This is a genomic window from Parasphingopyxis lamellibrachiae (assembly GCF_003385775.1).
GTDB classification, from domain to species: domain Bacteria; phylum Pseudomonadota; class Alphaproteobacteria; order Sphingomonadales; family Sphingomonadaceae; genus Parasphingopyxis; species Parasphingopyxis lamellibrachiae.
Genome location: NZ_QRDP01000004.1, coordinates 2,529,198 through 2,545,179, shown reverse-complemented (window position 1 = coordinate 2,545,179; position 15,982 = coordinate 2,529,198). Strand labels below are relative to the sequence as shown.

Below are 15,982 nucleotides of genomic sequence, written 5' to 3'. Positions count from 1 at the left end.
TGCCATGCGCGCCATGCTCCTTGCTTTTGCCGCCGGTGCGGTCTCGGCCACAGGCTTTGCGCCGCTCGGCCTCTGGCCGCTGACCCTGGCCGCCCTGGCCGTGCTGATGGCGCTGACACTGAATGTCGCGCGGATGCGGGGAGCCTTCGCCATCGGATATGCCTTCGGCTTTGGTCATTTCGGTATCGGGCTGAACTGGATCGCGACATCCTTCACCTATCAGGCGGCCATGCCGCCCTGGCTCGGCTGGATCGCAGTGGCGATCGCGGCGCTCTATCTGTCGCTGTTTCCCGCCCTGGCAACGGCGTCGGCATGGCGGGTTGGCAAGGGCATGCCTGTAACCTTCGTCCTGCTGTTCGCGGCCGCCTGGATCGTCACCGAATATCTGCGTGCCACAATATTGTTCAGCTTCGCCTGGAACCCGCTTGCGGCGATTACCGTCGGCGCGATGGGCAGCGATGGCCTGCTCGCGCCGAGCAGCCGGATCGTCGGATCCTACGGGCTTTCCGGCCTGCTGGTTTTGTTGTCTGGCGCGATATTCCTTATCGTTCGCGAACGCCGGTGGCCGGCGCTCGCCATGCTCGTTTCCATTCCGCTGGCTGTCAGCCTGGCCGGCGCATGGCCTTTCTCCCCTGCTGCTTCGCCTTCCGGTGACAGCGAAGATGATCGCCCCCTGATCCGGGTCATCCAGCCCAATATCGACCAGTCGGAAAAATGGGAGGCGGAATTCGCCGCCCGTAATTTTCAGCGGCTGGTGGAAACCACGGGCGAAACCGGCTCCGCGCCGCTCATGATCTTCTGGCCTGAAGCCGCTGTTCCGGACTTTATCGAAGACGAACCCCTGGCGCGGTTCCGCATAGCGGAACTGCTCGGCCCCGACGACATCCTGCTACTCGGCGCGACCAAATTGATCATCGAGACCGATCCGATCGGCAATCGCCGCGTCGTGGGCGCCCGCAACAGCCTCTATGCGATGAATGCGCAAGGCGAGATGGTCGGGCGCTATGACAAGGCGAATCTCGTGCATTTCGGCGAATATTTGCCGCTGCGGGGCTTTTTCGAAGCTTTGGGCATGTCGCGCCTGGCGCCTGGGGATCTCGATTTCTGGCCGGGGCCGGGGCCACGGACGATCGCCCTGCCCGGCTTTGGCTCGGTCGGCGGACAGATTTGCTATGAAATCAACTTTTCCGGGCAAGTCGTGGACCGCACCAATCGGCCCGACTTCATTTTCAATCCCTCCAACGATGCCTGGTTCGGCACATGGGGCCCGCCCCAGCATCTCGCCCAGGCGAGGCTGCGGGCGATCGAAGAGGGGCTGCCGGTGATTCGCTCAACACCGACCGGCATTTCGGCGGTGATCGACACCAGCGGGCAGGTGACCGAGCATATTCCCTATCGCGAGGCGGGAACGATTGATGCCCGGCTGCCCCGGGCCCAGCCGCCGACCCTTTTTGCCCGATACGGAAACAGCATCCCGCTCTTTTTCGCGCTGCTGTTGGCCGGATTGGCATTTGCACTCATGCGCCGGGCCCGCTAAGAGACATAAAGAATTCTTTATATGTGGACCGGACGTGCCGAATAGGCTTCGCCGGTCCTTCTCTATTTGATCGAGGAAAAGCATGCGCAGCACATATCTCTTCACGTCCGAAAGCGTTTCCGAAGGCCATCCGGACAAGGTTTCGGACCAGGTGTCCGACGCGATTGTCGATCTGATGCTTGCCAAAGATCCCGAGGCGCGAATCGCCTGCGAGACGATGACGACGACCCAGCGCGTCGTTCTGGCCGGGGAAATCCGCTGCAAGCCGATGTACGACCAGCAGTCATGGCCTGAAAATGGTGGCTGGGCGCCCGGCGCACGCGACGAGATCGAGCAGGCGGTGCGCCATACGATCCGCGAAATCGGTTATGAGCAGGACGGCTTCCACTGGGAAACCCTGGAGTTCGAGAACCATCTCCACGGCCAGTCGACGGAAATCGCGCAGGGCGTCGATGCCGGCGAAGAGGGCAGCAACAAGGACGAAGGCGCGGGCGACCAGGGCATCATGTTTGGTTTTGCCTGCGATGAAACGCCGGACCTGATGCCGGCGACGCTGGACTATTCCCACAAGATCCTCGAGCGCATGGCCGCCGACCGCAAAAGCGGCGCCGCGCCGTTCCTCGAGCCCGACAGCAAGAGCCAGGTGACGCTGCGGTTCGAGAATGGCAAGCCGGTCGCCTGCACGGCGATCGTCGTCTCGACCCAGCATGCCAAGGGCTATCATACAGGCGAGAAGGAGGCAGAGCTCAAGGCCTATGTCAAAGACGCCGTTGCAAAGGTTATCCCGGCCGAACTTCTGTCCGATCAGACCGTTTATCATATCAACCCGACCGGCGCGTTCGAAATCGGCGGCCCGGACGGCGATGCGGGGCTTACCGGCCGCAAGATCATCGTCGACACCTATGGCGGCGCAGCACCGCATGGCGGCGGTGCATTCAGCGGCAAGGATCCGACGAAAGTCGATCGCTCTGCCGCCTATATCACCCGCTATCTGGCGAAGAACATCGTCGCAGCCGGCCTTGCCAAGCGCTGCACGATCCAGCTTGCCTATGCGATCGGCGTTTCCGAGCCGCTCTCCCTCTATGTCGACACGCATGGCACAGGCACCGTCGACGATGCCGCCATCGAAAAGGCCATAATGAGCATAGAGACCCTGCGTGGACTAACCCCGCGTGGCATTCGCGAGCATCTGGGTCTCAACAAGCCGATCTACAAGAAATCCGCAGCCTATGGCCATTTCGGCCGCAAGGTCGAGGGTGACAGCTTCCCTTGGGAGAAAACCGATCTGGTCGATGCACTGAAGGCGGCAGTCTAAGGAAGCCGCCCTCTACCCTCAGATATCGAATATCACCGGATAGTGGTCGCTGAGCACAAGGCTGTCGACCACCGTCCCGGTGAAGGCGGCCGCGGTTCTGACCATATAATCCAGCTTCTTTTTCGATTTCCAGCGCGTCGGCTTGTCCGGCGGGCAGAGATTGCCGAACGGCGGTGCCCAGGGCGGCTCGCGATTATAGTCACCGGCTGCGACGAAGGCGTTGCCGCCGCCGACTGCAGCCTGGATATTGGTGACAAGGCCCGGGGCATCCGCCCCTCCCCCACTCTTCGCGTGCAATGAGAACATATCCTGCCCGGCCATCCGGACGCCGATAGCCGGGCGGCCATTGGCAGCGCCGGGCGCGGCGTACCAGAAGCCGGCGGGAAGCACCGTCGTCAACACCGCGATATTGACCCGGTTTCCACCGCCCCCGGTTTGCGCCCACAAGATGTAATAGGTGGTCTTGCCCGGCGTCCATGTATTGAAACTCCAGACCAGCCCGGCCGGCGGCGCGGCCAGCCATCCGGGCTGTGGCGGTGGCGGCGCATAAGGAGCGGCGATCGGGGGAAGCGGCCCGGCCTCCTGCAGGCACAGAATATCGGCCTTGGCCTGAGTAAGCAGCGGCTGTATCCCGTTATGCCATTTACTCTTCTGGTCGTGCGTTCCGCCTTCCATGTTCCAGGTGATCAATCGCGTCATATCGAAGCCCTTTCCCGGGTGGTTATACCGCCCCGAGATCATGATACGCGCAGGCAGCCCGAATTGGCCGGCAACTGCGTCCGGAACGGTTTGAACCCGAACATTGCAGGAGTGCACCGGATGACTTCGCGCCATGTCGACGCAACGGAATCGAGCGTGTAGAGCCCGCCGGATGAACGCCAATCTCTACTCCATGTTCGCCGAAACCGCGAACCGGGCAGGCAGCAAACCCCTGATTGTCGAGCGCGGCGAAACAGGGCTGCGCTTTGACGAACTCGATGCTGTAACCGCGCGCTGGGCGGCAACATTGTCGGCAACCGGCGCGCAACCCGGCGACCGGATCGTCGTGCAGGTTGAGAAATCGGTCGAGAATATTCTGCTTTACCTGGCGAGCTTGCGCGCCGGTCTCGTCTATGTTCCGCTCAACACCGCCTATACGCCCACCGAGCTTGAATATTTTGTCGGCGATGCGGAACCGGCAATCATCGTCTGCGATCCAGCAAATGCCGCGGCGATCGGCCCGCTGGCCGGGGCGGCAACCCTCCTCACGCTCGGCGCCAATGGCCGGGGCAGCCTAGCCGACCATGCCACGTCGCATGCGGCGGAATCTTTCGAAACGGTCGTTCGCCAGCCCGACGATCTCGCCGCCATCCTGTATACGTCCGGCACAACGGGCCTCTCCAAGGGCGCTATGCTGAGCCATGACAATCTCGCCTCCAACGCGCTCGTGCTGCAAGACTATTGGCGCTGGCGGGGCAATGACGTGCTGATCCACGCCCTCCCAATCTATCACGTCCACGGGCTGTTCGTGGCGCTGCATCTCGCATTGCTTGGCGGTTCGACGATCCGCTTTCACCGCGCGTTCGACGCTGACGCAATACTGGCCGACATGGCCGGCGCGACAGTATTGATGGGCGTTCCCACCTTTTATGTCCGTCTTGCCGATCACGCCGGCCTTACGCGTGGGGCATCGTCCACCATGCGCCTGTTCATCAGCGGCTCGGCCCCCCTCCTCGAAAGCACATTTGCCGCATTCGAAACGAAAACCGGGCACCGCATCCTCGAACGCTATGGCATGACCGAAGCAGGCATGATCACCTCAAACCCCTATGATGGGGAACGCATCCCCGGCACCGTAGGCTTTGCCCTGCCCGGCGTATCGGCGCGTATCGCCGACGATAGCGGCGCAGAGGTCGAGCGCGACACGCCCGGCATTCTCGAGATGAAAGGCCCGAACCTTTTCCGGGGCTATTGGAAAAAGCCGGACAAGACGGCCGAGGAGATGCGCCCCGACGGCTATTTCATAACCGGCGACATCGCGACAATGGATGCGGAAGGCCGGGTAGCCATCGTCGGCCGGGCGAAAGACCTGATTATTGCTGGCGGGCTCAACATCTATCCCAAGGAAATCGAACTCGCCCTGGATGCCGTATCGGGAGTGATCGAAAGCGCTGTAGTCGGCATCTCCCATCCCGATCTTGGAGAGGCTGTTGTCGCCGTGGTGGTGCGCGAAGACGAGACGCTGGAAAAGGCCGCCATTCTATCGGCAATTTCAGACCAGCTCGCCAGATTCAAACAGCCGAGGCACATCCTCTTCGCCGAAGCCCTTCCCCGCAACGCAATGGGCAAGGTGCAAAAGGCCAAACTGCGCGATCAGCATAGCGGATTGTTTGCAAGCTGATGTCCGTGGATCCCGCCACCATGCGCCGTCTCTATGGCCGCTCCAAAGGGCACAAGCTGCGCACGGGCCAGCAGGAAATGCTCGAAGCGATGCTGCCCGATATTGCCGTGTCGGAAGAAGGCCCACTCGACGCGCAAACCCTGTTCGGCGATACACGACCGCTCGAGTTCGAAATCGGTTTCGGATCGGGCGAGCACCTCGCCGCACAGGCGGAAGCCCGACCCGAAACCGGATTTATCGGCTGCGAGCATTTCGTGAACGGCGTGGTCGGCGCGCTCGGCCATATCCGCGATCGGGAGCTCTCCAATATCCGCATCCATATGGGCGACGCGCTGGACGCGCTGGAGCGCCTGCCCGACGGTTCACTAGAGCGATTATATCTGCTCCACCCCGACCCATGGCGCAAAGCGCGCCACGCCAAACGGCGGATGGTCAATCACGGGCCGCTCGACATGATCGCGGCCAAGCTGAAACCGGGCGGTGAATTCCGGCTGGGGACCGATCATCCCGTCTATTGCCGATGGGCGATGATGATCATGCGGCAACGCACCGATTTTGCATGGCAGGCCAAAACCCCTGCCGATTTCCTTAATCGCCCAGACGACTGGCCGGAAACACGCTATGAGAAAAAGGCCCGGCGCAAAGGCCATGAAGTCTGGTATTTCCGGTATCTGAAAACATGAGCAGCGCAATCGGCCCTCTCTCCGGCCAATGCCATTGCGGCAGTGTCTGCATTACGGTCGCCCGCGCGCCGGCTTATATCAACGAATGCAATTGCAGCCTGTGCCACAGCCTTGGTGCTTCATGGTGCTATTTCGCGTCGAGCGCAGTGGAGATTAGCGGCGATACGACGGGTTATGTCCGGGGCGATCTGCCCGTGGCGGAGCTTGCCGTACACCATTGCCCGACATGCGGGACCACAACCCATTGGGTTCCGCTGAAAGGCGGCCCCGATCCGCGGATGGGCGTCAACACGCGCTTGTTTGCGAACGAAGAGATGGACGGGGTGGAAATCCGGTACCCCGATGGGAAAAGCTGGTAGCGCTAAACGGCCCAGCCGCAAGCCGCTCCGCTGATGCATTTCCCGCTAGCAATATCGAAGCGATAGCCATGCCAGGGGCAGGTGATGGTGCCATCGCCGTCCGGCTCCGCATCGAGCGGCAGGCCAAGATGAGGGCAATAAAGCGGCACGCGCGCTTCGCCGCCATCTGCCAGCGCGACGGTGCGCCGCTCTCCCAAGGCCGCAAGGCCGCGTTGGACGGCATCTTCGCGAGCAATCATCATTGCTTCGTCTTCATCGTAGAGCATGGCGTAGAGCGCGGGATAATAGGCCGCGAACCCTTCGCGCTGCGCCGGATCGGCTTCGGGTAGCTGAAAGGAGATATCTACACGGCAGCCATCCGGCTCGGTCGCCGTTGCGTCGGTCACGATCCGGCCGATCAGCGTTTCGCCGGCAAAACTGTCGGTCGTCCAGCGGCCAATGTCGCGCTCAAGCTCCAGATCAATCAGCAGTTCGCCGCCGCCTGCCATCCCAACAGCGGCGCGCCAGCCGCTGGCCCGTTCCTCGACGATTGAGATGCTATCGAACGTCCGCGCATGGACATGGGGCAGATGCTCCCAGTCCAGCGCATTTTCGAACATCCGCTCCAGGCTCGCGCCGAGATCGCGACGATATTCGGCAACCTGTGTGAATGCAGGCATCACCCGCCTGCGGTTAACCGAATCAACCGGCCATCTTCGTCATCTTCAAGCACCCAGATCGTTCCGTCCGGCCCCTGCTCGATCTCGCGAATGCGATTGTCGAAGGTGAAGCGGCCCGCCTCTCGCGCGGTATCGCCGTCAATCTCGACATGGACGATGGCGTTGCTGGAAAGCCCGGCGATGAGGACATCGCCCGTCAGCTCGGGAAACATGTCGCCTGTGTAGAAAATCATACCGCCCGGTGCGATGACCGGCGTCCACCAGATCGCCGGAGCCCGAAAGCTGGCATCCGTATCGTGATCGGGAATGTCCGTCCCGTCATAATGCTCGCCATTGGAAACCAGCGGCCAGCCATAATTGGCGCCCGCCTCAACCCGGTTCAGCTCATCGCCGCCCGCCGGACCATGTTCCATATCCCAGAGCTGCCCGTCCGGGGCGAAAGCGAGGCCCAGAACGTTGCGGTGGCCATAGGACCAGATTTGTGCGGTTTCGGGGCTGGCTTCGCCATCCATCGGATTGTCGTCCGGCACACTGCCATCGTCATTGAGCCGTACGATGGTACCGAGCGTGTTGGAAAGATCCTGGGCCGGCGCCATGGCCTGCCGGTCGCCGGAACTGATGTAGAGATATCCGTCGGGGGAGAATGCGATGCGGTGGCTGTAATGGCCGCGCCCCTCCACTTTCGGCGCCTGCCGCCAGATGATTTCGACATCGTTGAGACTGGCGCTGTCATCGCCCGCGACGACCAATGCGCCGCGCGCCACGACTGCACCGCGCGTATCGCCGTCACCGGCTTCGGCATAGCTGAAATAGACGAGGCCGTTCTCGGCGAAATCGGGGTGGACGACGACATCGCCAAGGCCGCCCTGCCCGCCATAATCGACCTCCGGAATGCCGCGGACCTCGACAGGCGGCTGGTCCGGGCTCCACAGGTGCATCGTCCCGCCCTGTTCTGTGATGAGCGCCCGGCCATCCGGCAGGAAGGTCATCGCCCAGGGCTCGTTGAAGGTCGCGACTTCTTCGACCGAGAATGTTTCGGTCGCCGCCGCGATAACCGGCTCGCCGGTCTGCGCGGACACATCCTGCGGCGCGCTGCAGGAAACGAGCGCTAGAGCGGATAGGCTGGACAGTAAAATTCGCATGGCAATTCTCCCGGGGAACCAGATTGGCATTCAGATATTTTGCTTCGATCTTCTTTATGGTTTCTCTTGCCGGATATCAAAGCCCTGCCTATATAGCCCCTGCCTATCTCTACATCGGTAACGTTGCAGAGGCTGGTCCGAAGGTTCGGGCCGGCGGGGCTGAGACATATTATTGGACGGAGACCGCATGGCGGATATTGCCGCATTGACGCAGTTGATCGAACCCGAAGTCGAAAAGCTCGGCTTTGTACTCGTGCGCGTCAAGATGATGAGCGGCGAAGACGGCCCCGTGTTGCAGGTGATGGCCGAGCGCGAAGACACGCGCCAGCTCGTCATCGAGGATTGCGCCGCGATCTCGCGCGCTCTTTCCGAAATGCTCGACGAAAAAGATCCGATCGAAGACGCATACCGGCTCGAAGTCTCCTCGCCCGGTATCGATCGCCCGCTGACCCGCCTGACCGATTTCGACGACTGGGCCGGGCATGAGGCACGGTTCAACCTGATCGAACCCGTACTCGGCAAGAAACAGTTCAAGGGCGTGATTACGGACCGGGAAGGCGAAGCGATTCATGCCGCCGTTGCCGGCAAGGACGATCATGTTTTCGATTTCAAGAATATTCATTCGGCCAAGCTGGTCTTGACCGATAAACTCATTGCAGAAACCGCCCCGCTTTCTTCGGAAGGCGCGGACACCATCACGGAAGAAGAAGGATAACCGCTCATGGCCTCTGCCATTTCCGCCAATAAAGCTGAATTGCTCGCCATTGCCGATGCCGTGGCGCGCGAGAAGATCATCGACAAGGCGATCGTCATCGAGGCGATGGAGGACGCGATCCAGCGCGCCGCCCGTGCCCGTTACGGCGCCGAGAACGATATCCGCGCCAAGATTGACACGGAAACCGGCGATCTGCGCCTGTGGCGCGTCGTCGAGGTGGTCGAAGAGGTCGAGGATTATTTCAAACAGGTCGATCTCAAAGGCGCGCAGAAGCTCGACAAGAACGCGAAACTCGGCGATTTCATCGTCGATCCGCTCCCTCCGATCGAATTCGGCCGGATCGCCGCCCAGGCCTCCAAGCAGGTGATCTTCCAGAAGGTTCGCGAGGCAGAGCGCGAGCGCCAGTATGAAGAATTCAAGGACCGTGCGGGCGAGATCATCACCGGCGTCGTCAAGCGCGTCGAGTTCGGCCATGTCGTCGTCGATCTGGGCCGCGCCGAAGGCGTTATCCGCCGCGATGCACAAATCCCGCGCGAAATCGTACGCGTCGGCGATCGCATCCGCTCGCTGATCCTCAAGGTAGTGCGCGAAAATCGCGGACCGCAAATCTTCCTGTCGCGCGCGCATCCCGATTTCATGCGCAAGCTGTTCGCCCAGGAAGTTCCCGAAATTTATGACGGCATCATCGAGATCAAGGCCGCAGCCCGCGATCCGGGAAGCCGCGCCAAGATCGGCGTGATCAGCCATGACGGCTCGATCGACCCGGTCGGCGCCTGTGTCGGCATGAAGGGCAGCCGCGTCCAGGCCGTCGTTCAGGAAATGCATGGGGAGAAAATCGACATCATTCCCTGGTCCGACGATCTGGCAACCTTTGTCGTCAACGCGCTCCAGCCGGCGTCCGTCGCCCGCGTGGTGCTCGACGAGGAAGAAGAGCGGATCGAAGTCGTCGTACCGGACGACCAGCTTTCGCTCGCCATCGGCCGCCGCGGCCAGAATGTCCGGCTCGCATCGCAGCTTACCGGCTCGGCGATCGACATCATGACCGAGGATGAATCGAACGAGAAGCGGCAGGCGGAGTTCATGCAGCGCTCGGACATGTTCCAGGCCGAACTCGATGTCGACGAAACCCTCTCCCAGCTGCTTGTGGCCGAAGGGTTCAGCGAGTTGGAAGAGGTTGCCTATGTCGATCCGGCCGAGATCGCCGCGATCGAAGGCCTCGACGAGGAAATCGCCTCCGAGTTGCAGGCGCGCGCAGTCGAAGGTCTCGAAAAACGCGAGGAGGCCGCCCGCAATCGTCGCAAGGAGCTGGGCGTCGAAGACGATCTGGTCGATATGCCCTATCTGACCGAAGCCATGCTGGTCACGCTCGGCGAGGCCGGAATCAAGACGCTCGACGATCTTGCCGATCTTGCCACTGACGAACTGATCGAGAAGAAGCGCGCCGAACCGCGTCGCCGCGATCAGGCCGCACCTGCCCGTCCGCAGCCCAAAGGCGGCGTACTCGGCATGTATGGTTTCACCGAAGAACAGGGCAACGAGATCATCATGGCCGCCCGCGCCCACTGGTTCGAAGACGAAGACGGCGAGAACGAAGCGGCCGCACCTGCAGAGGCATCCGGGGAGGACGCAGCTGCGGATGGCGAGCAATGAGTCCTCGGACGGCCTGAAGCCGAACAAGCGCCCGGAGAAGAATGGCGCGCAGGAACCTGAAAGGAAATGCATCCTTTCGGGAGAAGTCCGCGCACGCGCATTGTTGATCCGCCTGGCGCTGTCGCCCGATGGAGAGATCCTTCCCGATGTGCGAGCCAAGGCGCCCGGTCGCGGGGCGTGGATCTCTCCCGATGGTGCGGCTTTTGCCGCGTCACTGGCAAAGGGCAAATTGAAGGGCGGCCTGGCCCGCGCTCTGAAGACCGGCGATTTCCGCATTCCGGATGATCTTGGCCAGCGCATCGCCGATGCCCTGGAACGCAACGCGCTTGACCGCCTGGGCCTTGAGGCTCGCGGCGGCAAGCTGATTACCGGCTCGGAAAAGCTGCGCGATGCCGCGCGGGCGGGCAAGGTGCATCTGTTGCTCCATGCCGCCGATGCAGCGGAAGATGGCTGCCGGAAACTGGACCAGGCATGGCGCGTCGGCATGGACGCCGAAGGTAGTGATATGAGGGGGTTGGTTATTCCGGCCAACCGCACCATATTGGCCGAGGCGCTGGGGCGAGAAAATGTTGTCCATATCGCGATTGTGGACGAACGGGCTGCAATACGTGTATCAGGCGCAATCTCGCGCTGGATGGAATTTTCTGGATCGAATGGCACGACCGGTCCCGGCGGGAACAGCCCGTTGGAATCGGACGATAATAAGTTGTAGAACAAAGGCTTAGAATGAGCGACGATAGTAAAAAGACACTTGGCACCCGGACACTCGGCGTAAAGCGCACCGTCGAGGGGAAAGTGCAGCAGCAGTTCAGCCATGGCCGCAAGAACACGGTCGTGGTCGAGCGCAAGAAACGTCGCGTGCTCACCAAGCCGGGCGAGACCCCCGCCCCTGCGCCCGTTGAGGTAGCCGAGGAAGCACCCGCTCCCGCCGCTCCTGCGCCCGCCGCACCTCCTCCTCCGCCGCCACCTCCGGCTGCCAAGAAGAAAAGCGAGGCCGACGAAACGCTGACTCGCAAGGAAAAGCAGGAAAAGCTGCTGCGCGAGGCCGAAGAGGCCCGGCTGGCACAGCTCGAAGATGCGCGCCGCCGGGAAGAACAGGCGAAAAAGGAGGCGAGTCAGGACGAAGCAAAACGCGCCAAGAGCAATCGCGAGGCCGAAGCCGCCCCCGATGTGCAGGAAGAGGAAAGCCCCGAGGCCGTAGAGATCGAAGAAGCGGCACCTGCGGCAGCCGAGCCGGAAGTTGGCAGGCCGAAGCGCGATCCGAACCAGCCTGCGCCGCGTACTTTCACGCCGGTGGCCAAGCCGAAGCGCCCGGAAAAGAAGAAAGAAGACAAGGGCAAGCCGAAACGCGCCAGCGACAAGCGCAAGGAGCGTTCAAAGCTGACCGTCAATCGCGCGCTGCGCGACGGCGATGGTAGCCCCCGCTCCCGCTCACTCGCCGCGCTGAAGCGCGCCCGCGAAAAGGACAAGGAAAAACGCGCGCATCAGGACGATGGCCCACAGGTCAAGCGCGTCCGCGATGTGGTCGTGCCGGAAGCCATCACCGTCAGCGAACTCGCCAAGCGGATGGAGGAACGGGGCGCGGATCTCGTCAAATCTCTGTTCAAAATGGGCATGCCAGTCACCGTCAACCAGACGATTGACCAGGATACGGCCGAATTGCTCGTCACCGAATTCGGGCACAACATCCAGCGCGTGTCTGAGTCGGACGTCGAACTCGGCATGGAAGGCGATGAAGACAAGCCCGAAGACATGAAGCCGCGGCCACCCGTGGTTACGGTCATGGGCCATGTCGACCATGGCAAGACGAGCGTGCTCGACGCGTTGCGCGGCAGCGCCGTCGTATCGGGAGAAGCCGGCGGCATCACCCAGCATATCGGTGCCTATCAGGTCGAGACCAAAAGCGGTCAGAAGGTCACCTTCCTCGACACGCCGGGCCATGCGGCCTTCAGCCAGATGCGGGCACGCGGCGCGAACGTTACCGACATCGTCATTCTGGTCGTTGCGGCCGATGACGGCATCATGCCGCAGACGATTGAGGCCATCAATCACACCAAGGCAGCCGGCGTTCCGATGATCGTTGCCATCAACAAGATGGATGTCGAAGGCGCCAATCCGCAGAAAGTGCGTGAACGGCTGCTCGAGCACGAGATCATCGTCGAGGCGATGTCCGGCGACGTTCAGGATGTCGAAGTATCGGCGCTCAAGGGCGATGGACTGGAAGAGCTGACCGAGAAAATCCTGCTCCAGGCCGAGCTTCTCGAACTGAAAGCCAATCCGGACCGCCAGGCGGAAGCCACGGTGGTTGAGGCCAAACTCGACAAGGGCCGCGGCCCTGTTGCAACCGTCCTCGTGAATCGCGGTACGCTGCGGACCGGCGACATCTTCGTTGTCGGCGCGGAAAGCGGCAAGGTACGCGCGATGGTCGATGACAAGGGCAAGCAGGTCAAGGAAGCCGGGCCATCGGTTCCGGTCGAAGTCCTGGGCCTGTCGGGCGTTCCGCGTGCCGGCGATCCTTTGACTGTGGTTCCGGACGAAGCCCGGGCGCGCGAAGTCGCCGAATATCGCCAGGGCGTGATCGATCGCGCGCGCACGACGCAGACGCCGACCAGCGTCGAGAACATGTTCTCGGCGATGGGCGAAGCGCAGGCGATCGAATTCCCACTGGTCATCAAGGGCGATGTGCAGGGGTCGGTCGAGGCGATTATCAGCTCGCTGGAGGAAATCTCCACCGACGATATCAAGGTCCGCGTGCTGCATTCAGGCGTTGGCGGGATCACCGAAAGCGATGTTACGCTGGCGGCCGCATCCAAGGCGCCGATTATCGGCTTCAATGTTCGCGGCAACGCGAAGGCTCGCGAAATCGCGAAACGCGATGGCGTCGAAATGCGCTATTACGACATCATCTATAACCTGCTCGACGAGATCAGAGCCGAAATGGCAGGCGAACTCGGCCCCGAGCGGATCGAGAATGTCGTTGGCCGGGCCGAGGTCAAGGAAGTTTTCCCGGCCGGCAAGAAAGACAAGGCCGCCGGCCTGCTCGTCACCGAGGGCCTCATCCGCAAGGGGCTGCATACGCGGCTCATGCGCGACGATGTCATCGTCAGTGCGACGACAATCGCATCGCTCCGGCGCTTCAAGGACGATGTCGAGGAAGTTCGCTCGGGTCTCGAATGCGGCGTAGTCCTGGAAAACACCAACGATGTGAAAGCTGGCGACACGCTCGAAGTCTTCGAAATTGAGGAACGCGAACGCACATTGTAGCTGTCATGAAAACCGCCTAGGCTTCACTCTCCAACAAAAGGGAGAGTGAAGATGGGCGACAAGAAAGATCCAGGCAAAGGCGGCGACAAGGGCGGCGACAAAGGAAAAGGCGGCGACAAAGGCGGCGACAAGGGCGGCTCCAAGAAATAAGTCGCCCCGAACGCTGATATCGGCGGTCTCGGCGCGGCCTTGATCATCAAGTCGCGACGAGACCACCGAAACGATATTGGCAATGAAAACCGAAGAAACACAATCTGTCAGGCTGCTGCGCGTCGGCGAACGCGTGCGCCATGTCCTGTCCGAAATCCTCGCTCGCGGCGACGTGCATGACGAGGTGCTGGCATCGCATATGATCAGCGTGACCGAAGTGCGCATGTCCCCCGATCTCAAACACGCCACCGTCTTTGTGAAGCCACTGCTCGGCGGCGACGAGGATGAGGTGCTGGCTGCGCTGAAAAAGAATGTCCGCTATCTGCGCGGCGAAGTCTCCAAACGCGTGAACACCAAATATGCCGCCGCGCTGAAATTCCTGCTCGACGAGAGCTTCGACGAAGGCGGCAAGATCGACACGCTGCTCCGCGATCCCAAAGTGGCGCAGGATCTGGGCGAAGAATAAGCCGGATAATTTTATCCGGGTATATTGACTCTTATTTTACCCGGGCATAAATAACCCTCCGTTCAGGAGGAAGACCATGACGAGCTATACCGCATTCGTGACCGACAGCTGGCTGGCGACGGGCCCCCGCAACCATATCGTGGAGACGTTGCGCGAGATGCCGCAGGTCGAGCGGGCTTCGGACATATTGGTGTTCGACGACGAGACCGGGCGGCAGATCGATTTTGACCTGCGCGAGCTGGAGGAGGAGCCCGCCGCGCCGAAACGCGGCCGCCCCAAACTCGGCGTTACCTCAAAGGAAGTCACCCTGCTCCCGCGCCACTGGGACTGGCTGGCCAAGCAGCCCGGCGGGGCGTCGGCGACCTTGCGCAAACTTGTCGAGCATGCGCGCAAGGCAGGCCTGCCTGACCGGGCGAAACGCGATGCCGCCTATCATTTCCTGAGCGCGATGGCCGGCGACTATCCGCACTATGAGGAAGCGATCCGCGCGCTTTACGACGATGACCGGGAACGGTTCGACACGCTCACCGCGAAATGGCCGGTCGCCGTCCGCGATCACGCAAAGGGGCTGGCCTGGGGGCAATAGGTTTGGCAGCCACAGGGCTTCGGCGCTAAGCCTGTTCGATGGCCAAGCTCTATTTCTACTATGCGTCGATGAATGCGGGCAAATCGACGACGCTGTTGCAGGCGGATTTCAACTATCGCGAGCGCGGCATGCGCACGATGCTGTGGACGGCGGAGATCGACGGGCGATACGAGGCGGGCAAGGTCGCATCGCGTATCGGCCTGGCCGCAGACGCTCATCTATTCGACCGCGATACGGATCTGTTCGCGGCCATCGCCGCTGCGCATAAGGCCGAGCCTCTCGATTGCGTGTTGGTCGACGAGGCGCAGTTCCTGGAGCGCGCTCAGGTGTTCGCGCTCGCCAAAATCTGCGACATACTGGGTATTCCCGTCCTCGCCTATGGCCTGAGAACCGATTTTCAGGCCGAACTTTTTCCCGGCAGCGCGCACCTGCTTGCGCTCGCCGACTCGCTCGTCGAGCTCAAGGCGGTGTGCGAGTGCGGGAAAAAGGCGACGATGAACCTGCGGATCGACGAAAGCGGCCGGGCGGTGCGCGCCGGAGAGCAGACCGAGATCGGCGGGAACGAGCGCTATATCGCGCTGTGCCGCAAGCATTTCATGGAGAAAATGGCGGAGCCGGACCGCCGCACGGCCTAACAGTAGAATTCGTACCAGACGCTTTTCTCATGGCGGTGCGCCTTGCGCTCGTACAGCGCCCGCGCGCCCTTATTGCCTTTCTCGGTGACCAGCCAATATTCGGCGATGCCGCGTTTCTTCCCCTCCGCGCCAACAGCCTCCATCAGCCCGGTCGCAACGCCCTGCCGCCGCCATTTCTTTGCGACGTCGATTTCCTCGATATAGGTTTCGGCCGGCTTCTCGGGAAAATGGAAGATATAAGCCTGCGCCTTCCCGACCACCGCACCATCGGCAACCGCGACGATAAGGAACTGATGGGGATTGGCCAGACAGGCGGCGAGAAAATCCTCTCGGACCGGGGCCTCGTAAACCCCTTTCGCAATCGTATCGAGAAGCGCCGCATTCTCCTCCGTGATCGAATGATACTCTATTTCGGCCATGATCTTGCCTCCTGGCTATGGT

General features: G+C 61.7%; 16 protein-coding genes. 12 read left to right on the top strand and 4 right to left on the bottom strand.

Going from position 1 to position 15,982, the window contains the following annotated elements; genetic code table 11:
- The first annotated feature begins 4 nt into the window (after window positions 1-4).
- Together lnt and metK are read left to right on the top strand one after the other, a co-directional pair.
- Window positions 5-1,537, top strand: coding sequence for an apolipoprotein N-acyltransferase (gene lnt, locus DFR46_RS12760; RefSeq protein ID WP_116236782.1), 1,533 nt, complete (start codon window positions 5-7; stop codon window positions 1,535-1,537).
- A gap of 82 nt (window positions 1,538-1,619) precedes the next feature.
- Window positions 1,620-2,852 (top strand): methionine adenosyltransferase, encoded by a 1,233-nt coding sequence (gene metK / locus DFR46_RS12755; RefSeq protein WP_116236781.1) that lies wholly within the window; start codon window positions 1,620-1,622, stop codon window positions 2,850-2,852.
- A gap of 18 nt (window positions 2,853-2,870) precedes the next feature.
- Here metK and DFR46_RS12750 read toward each other — a convergent pair whose 3' ends face one another.
- Window positions 2,871-3,551, bottom strand: coding sequence for an endonuclease/exonuclease/phosphatase family protein (locus DFR46_RS12750; protein ID WP_162843474.1), 681 nt, complete (start codon window positions 3,549-3,551; stop codon window positions 2,871-2,873).
- A gap of 172 nt (window positions 3,552-3,723) precedes the next feature.
- Between DFR46_RS12750 and DFR46_RS12745 the strand changes: the two genes are divergently transcribed.
- Genes DFR46_RS12745 through DFR46_RS14965 form a run of 3 tightly spaced genes read left to right on the top strand, consistent with a single transcriptional unit; the run spans window position 3,724 to window position 6,274 of the window.
- Window positions 3,724-5,232, top strand: coding sequence for an AMP-binding protein (locus DFR46_RS12745; protein WP_116236779.1), 1,509 nt, complete (start codon window positions 3,724-3,726; stop codon window positions 5,230-5,232).
- A complete protein-coding gene (gene trmB / locus DFR46_RS12740) occupies window positions 5,232-5,915 on the top strand; it encodes a tRNA (guanosine(46)-N7)-methyltransferase TrmB (protein ID WP_116236778.1) in 684 nt (227 codons plus the stop codon). The genes DFR46_RS12745 and trmB overlap by 1 nt, the downstream gene beginning before the upstream one ends.
- Window positions 5,912-6,274 carry a GFA family protein gene (locus DFR46_RS14965; RefSeq protein ID WP_116236777.1) on the top strand — a complete coding sequence of 121 codons (363 nt, stop codon included), beginning with the start codon at window positions 5,912-5,914 and terminating at the stop codon, window positions 6,272-6,274. Before trmB ends, DFR46_RS14965 begins: the two co-directional genes overlap by 4 nt.
- Before the next feature lie 2 nt (window positions 6,275-6,276).
- On the opposite strand, the gene DFR46_RS14960 is transcribed toward DFR46_RS14965, so the two are convergent.
- On the bottom strand, window positions 6,277-6,933 hold the full coding sequence (locus tag DFR46_RS14960) for a Rieske (2Fe-2S) protein (RefSeq protein ID WP_245953849.1): 657 nt from the start codon (window positions 6,931-6,933) through the stop codon (window positions 6,277-6,279).
- Complete coding sequence (locus DFR46_RS12725; RefSeq protein WP_211306427.1) at window positions 6,933-8,075, bottom strand: PQQ-dependent sugar dehydrogenase; 1,143 nt, start codon at window positions 8,073-8,075, stop codon at window positions 6,933-6,935. The genes DFR46_RS14960 and DFR46_RS12725 overlap by 1 nt, the downstream gene beginning before the upstream one ends.
- Window positions 8,076-8,262: 187 nt before the next feature.
- On the opposite strand from DFR46_RS12725, the gene rimP reads away from it, so the two are divergent.
- From rimP to DFR46_RS12690, 7 genes are all read left to right on the top strand, one after another.
- Window positions 8,263-8,790 (top strand): ribosome maturation protein RimP, encoded by a 528-nt coding sequence (gene rimP / locus DFR46_RS12720; protein ID WP_116236775.1) that lies wholly within the window; start codon window positions 8,263-8,265, stop codon window positions 8,788-8,790.
- Window positions 8,791-8,796: 6 nt separating this feature from the next.
- Window positions 8,797-10,440 carry a transcription termination factor NusA gene (gene nusA / locus DFR46_RS12715; RefSeq protein ID WP_116236774.1) on the top strand — a complete coding sequence of 548 codons (1,644 nt, stop codon included), beginning with the start codon at window positions 8,797-8,799 and terminating at the stop codon, window positions 10,438-10,440.
- Window positions 10,427-11,152: a DUF448 domain-containing protein gene (locus DFR46_RS12710; RefSeq protein WP_116236773.1), complete on the top strand. Its 726-nt coding sequence runs from the start codon at window positions 10,427-10,429 to the stop codon at window positions 11,150-11,152. The genes nusA and DFR46_RS12710 overlap by 14 nt, the downstream gene beginning before the upstream one ends.
- 14 nt (window positions 11,153-11,166) lie before the next feature.
- Complete coding sequence (gene infB, locus DFR46_RS12705; RefSeq protein WP_116236772.1) at window positions 11,167-13,704, top strand: translation initiation factor IF-2; 2,538 nt, start codon at window positions 11,167-11,169, stop codon at window positions 13,702-13,704.
- A 232-nt stretch (window positions 13,705-13,936) separates the two neighbouring features.
- The gene (gene rbfA, locus DFR46_RS12700) at window positions 13,937-14,320 is read left to right on the top strand and encodes a 30S ribosome-binding factor RbfA (RefSeq protein WP_116236771.1); all 384 of its coding nucleotides are present in this window, start codon (window positions 13,937-13,939) and stop codon (window positions 14,318-14,320) included.
- Between the two features lie 76 nt (window positions 14,321-14,396).
- Entirely contained in the window at window positions 14,397-14,906 is a 510-nt protein-coding gene (locus DFR46_RS12695; RefSeq protein WP_116236770.1) for a DUF2239 family protein, read from the top strand.
- A gap of 38 nt (window positions 14,907-14,944) precedes the next feature.
- The gene (locus DFR46_RS12690) at window positions 14,945-15,541 is read left to right on the top strand and encodes a thymidine kinase (protein ID WP_116236769.1); all 597 of its coding nucleotides are present in this window, start codon (window positions 14,945-14,947) and stop codon (window positions 15,539-15,541) included.
- On the opposite strand, the gene DFR46_RS12685 is transcribed toward DFR46_RS12690, so the two are convergent.
- Window positions 15,538-15,960 carry a GNAT family N-acetyltransferase gene (locus DFR46_RS12685; protein WP_116236768.1) on the bottom strand — a complete coding sequence of 141 codons (423 nt, stop codon included), beginning with the start codon at window positions 15,958-15,960 and terminating at the stop codon, window positions 15,538-15,540. The two genes, DFR46_RS12690 and DFR46_RS12685, sit on opposite strands and share 4 nt — an antisense overlap.
- Between the last annotated feature and the right edge of the window lie 22 nt (window positions 15,961-15,982).

What these genes read in the sequence shown, in the direction of transcription:
- lnt (WP_116236782.1), top strand. Translation starts at nt 5, where the DNA reads ATGCGCGCCATGCTCCTTGCTTTTGCCGCCGGTGCGGTCTCGGCCACA.
- metK (WP_116236781.1), top strand. Translation starts at nt 1,620, where the DNA reads ATGCGCAGCACATATCTCTTCACGTCCGAAAGCGTTTCCGAAGGCCAT.
- DFR46_RS12750 (WP_162843474.1), bottom strand. Translation starts at nt 3,551, where the DNA reads ATGACGCGATTGATCACCTGGAACATGGAAGGCGGAACGCACGACCAG.
- DFR46_RS12745 (WP_116236779.1), top strand. Translation starts at nt 3,724, where the DNA reads ATGAACGCCAATCTCTACTCCATGTTCGCCGAAACCGCGAACCGGGCA.
- trmB (WP_116236778.1), top strand. Translation starts at nt 5,232, where the DNA reads ATGTCCGTGGATCCCGCCACCATGCGCCGTCTCTATGGCCGCTCCAAA.
- DFR46_RS14965 (WP_116236777.1), top strand. Translation starts at nt 5,912, where the DNA reads ATGAGCAGCGCAATCGGCCCTCTCTCCGGCCAATGCCATTGCGGCAGT.
- DFR46_RS14960 (WP_245953849.1), bottom strand. Translation starts at nt 6,933, where the DNA reads ATGCCTGCATTCACACAGGTTGCCGAATATCGTCGCGATCTCGGCGCG.
- DFR46_RS12725 (WP_211306427.1), bottom strand. Translation starts at nt 8,075, where the DNA reads ATGCGAATTTTACTGTCCAGCCTATCCGCTCTAGCGCTCGTTTCCTGC.
- rimP (WP_116236775.1), top strand. Translation starts at nt 8,263, where the DNA reads ATGGCGGATATTGCCGCATTGACGCAGTTGATCGAACCCGAAGTCGAA.
- nusA (WP_116236774.1), top strand. Translation starts at nt 8,797, where the DNA reads ATGGCCTCTGCCATTTCCGCCAATAAAGCTGAATTGCTCGCCATTGCC.
- DFR46_RS12710 (WP_116236773.1), top strand. Translation starts at nt 10,427, where the DNA reads ATGGCGAGCAATGAGTCCTCGGACGGCCTGAAGCCGAACAAGCGCCCG.
- infB (WP_116236772.1), top strand. Translation starts at nt 11,167, where the DNA reads ATGAGCGACGATAGTAAAAAGACACTTGGCACCCGGACACTCGGCGTA.
- rbfA (WP_116236771.1), top strand. Translation starts at nt 13,937, where the DNA reads ATGAAAACCGAAGAAACACAATCTGTCAGGCTGCTGCGCGTCGGCGAA.
- DFR46_RS12695 (WP_116236770.1), top strand. Translation starts at nt 14,397, where the DNA reads ATGACGAGCTATACCGCATTCGTGACCGACAGCTGGCTGGCGACGGGC.
- DFR46_RS12690 (WP_116236769.1), top strand. Translation starts at nt 14,945, where the DNA reads ATGGCCAAGCTCTATTTCTACTATGCGTCGATGAATGCGGGCAAATCG.
- DFR46_RS12685 (WP_116236768.1), bottom strand. Translation starts at nt 15,960, where the DNA reads ATGGCCGAAATAGAGTATCATTCGATCACGGAGGAGAATGCGGCGCTT.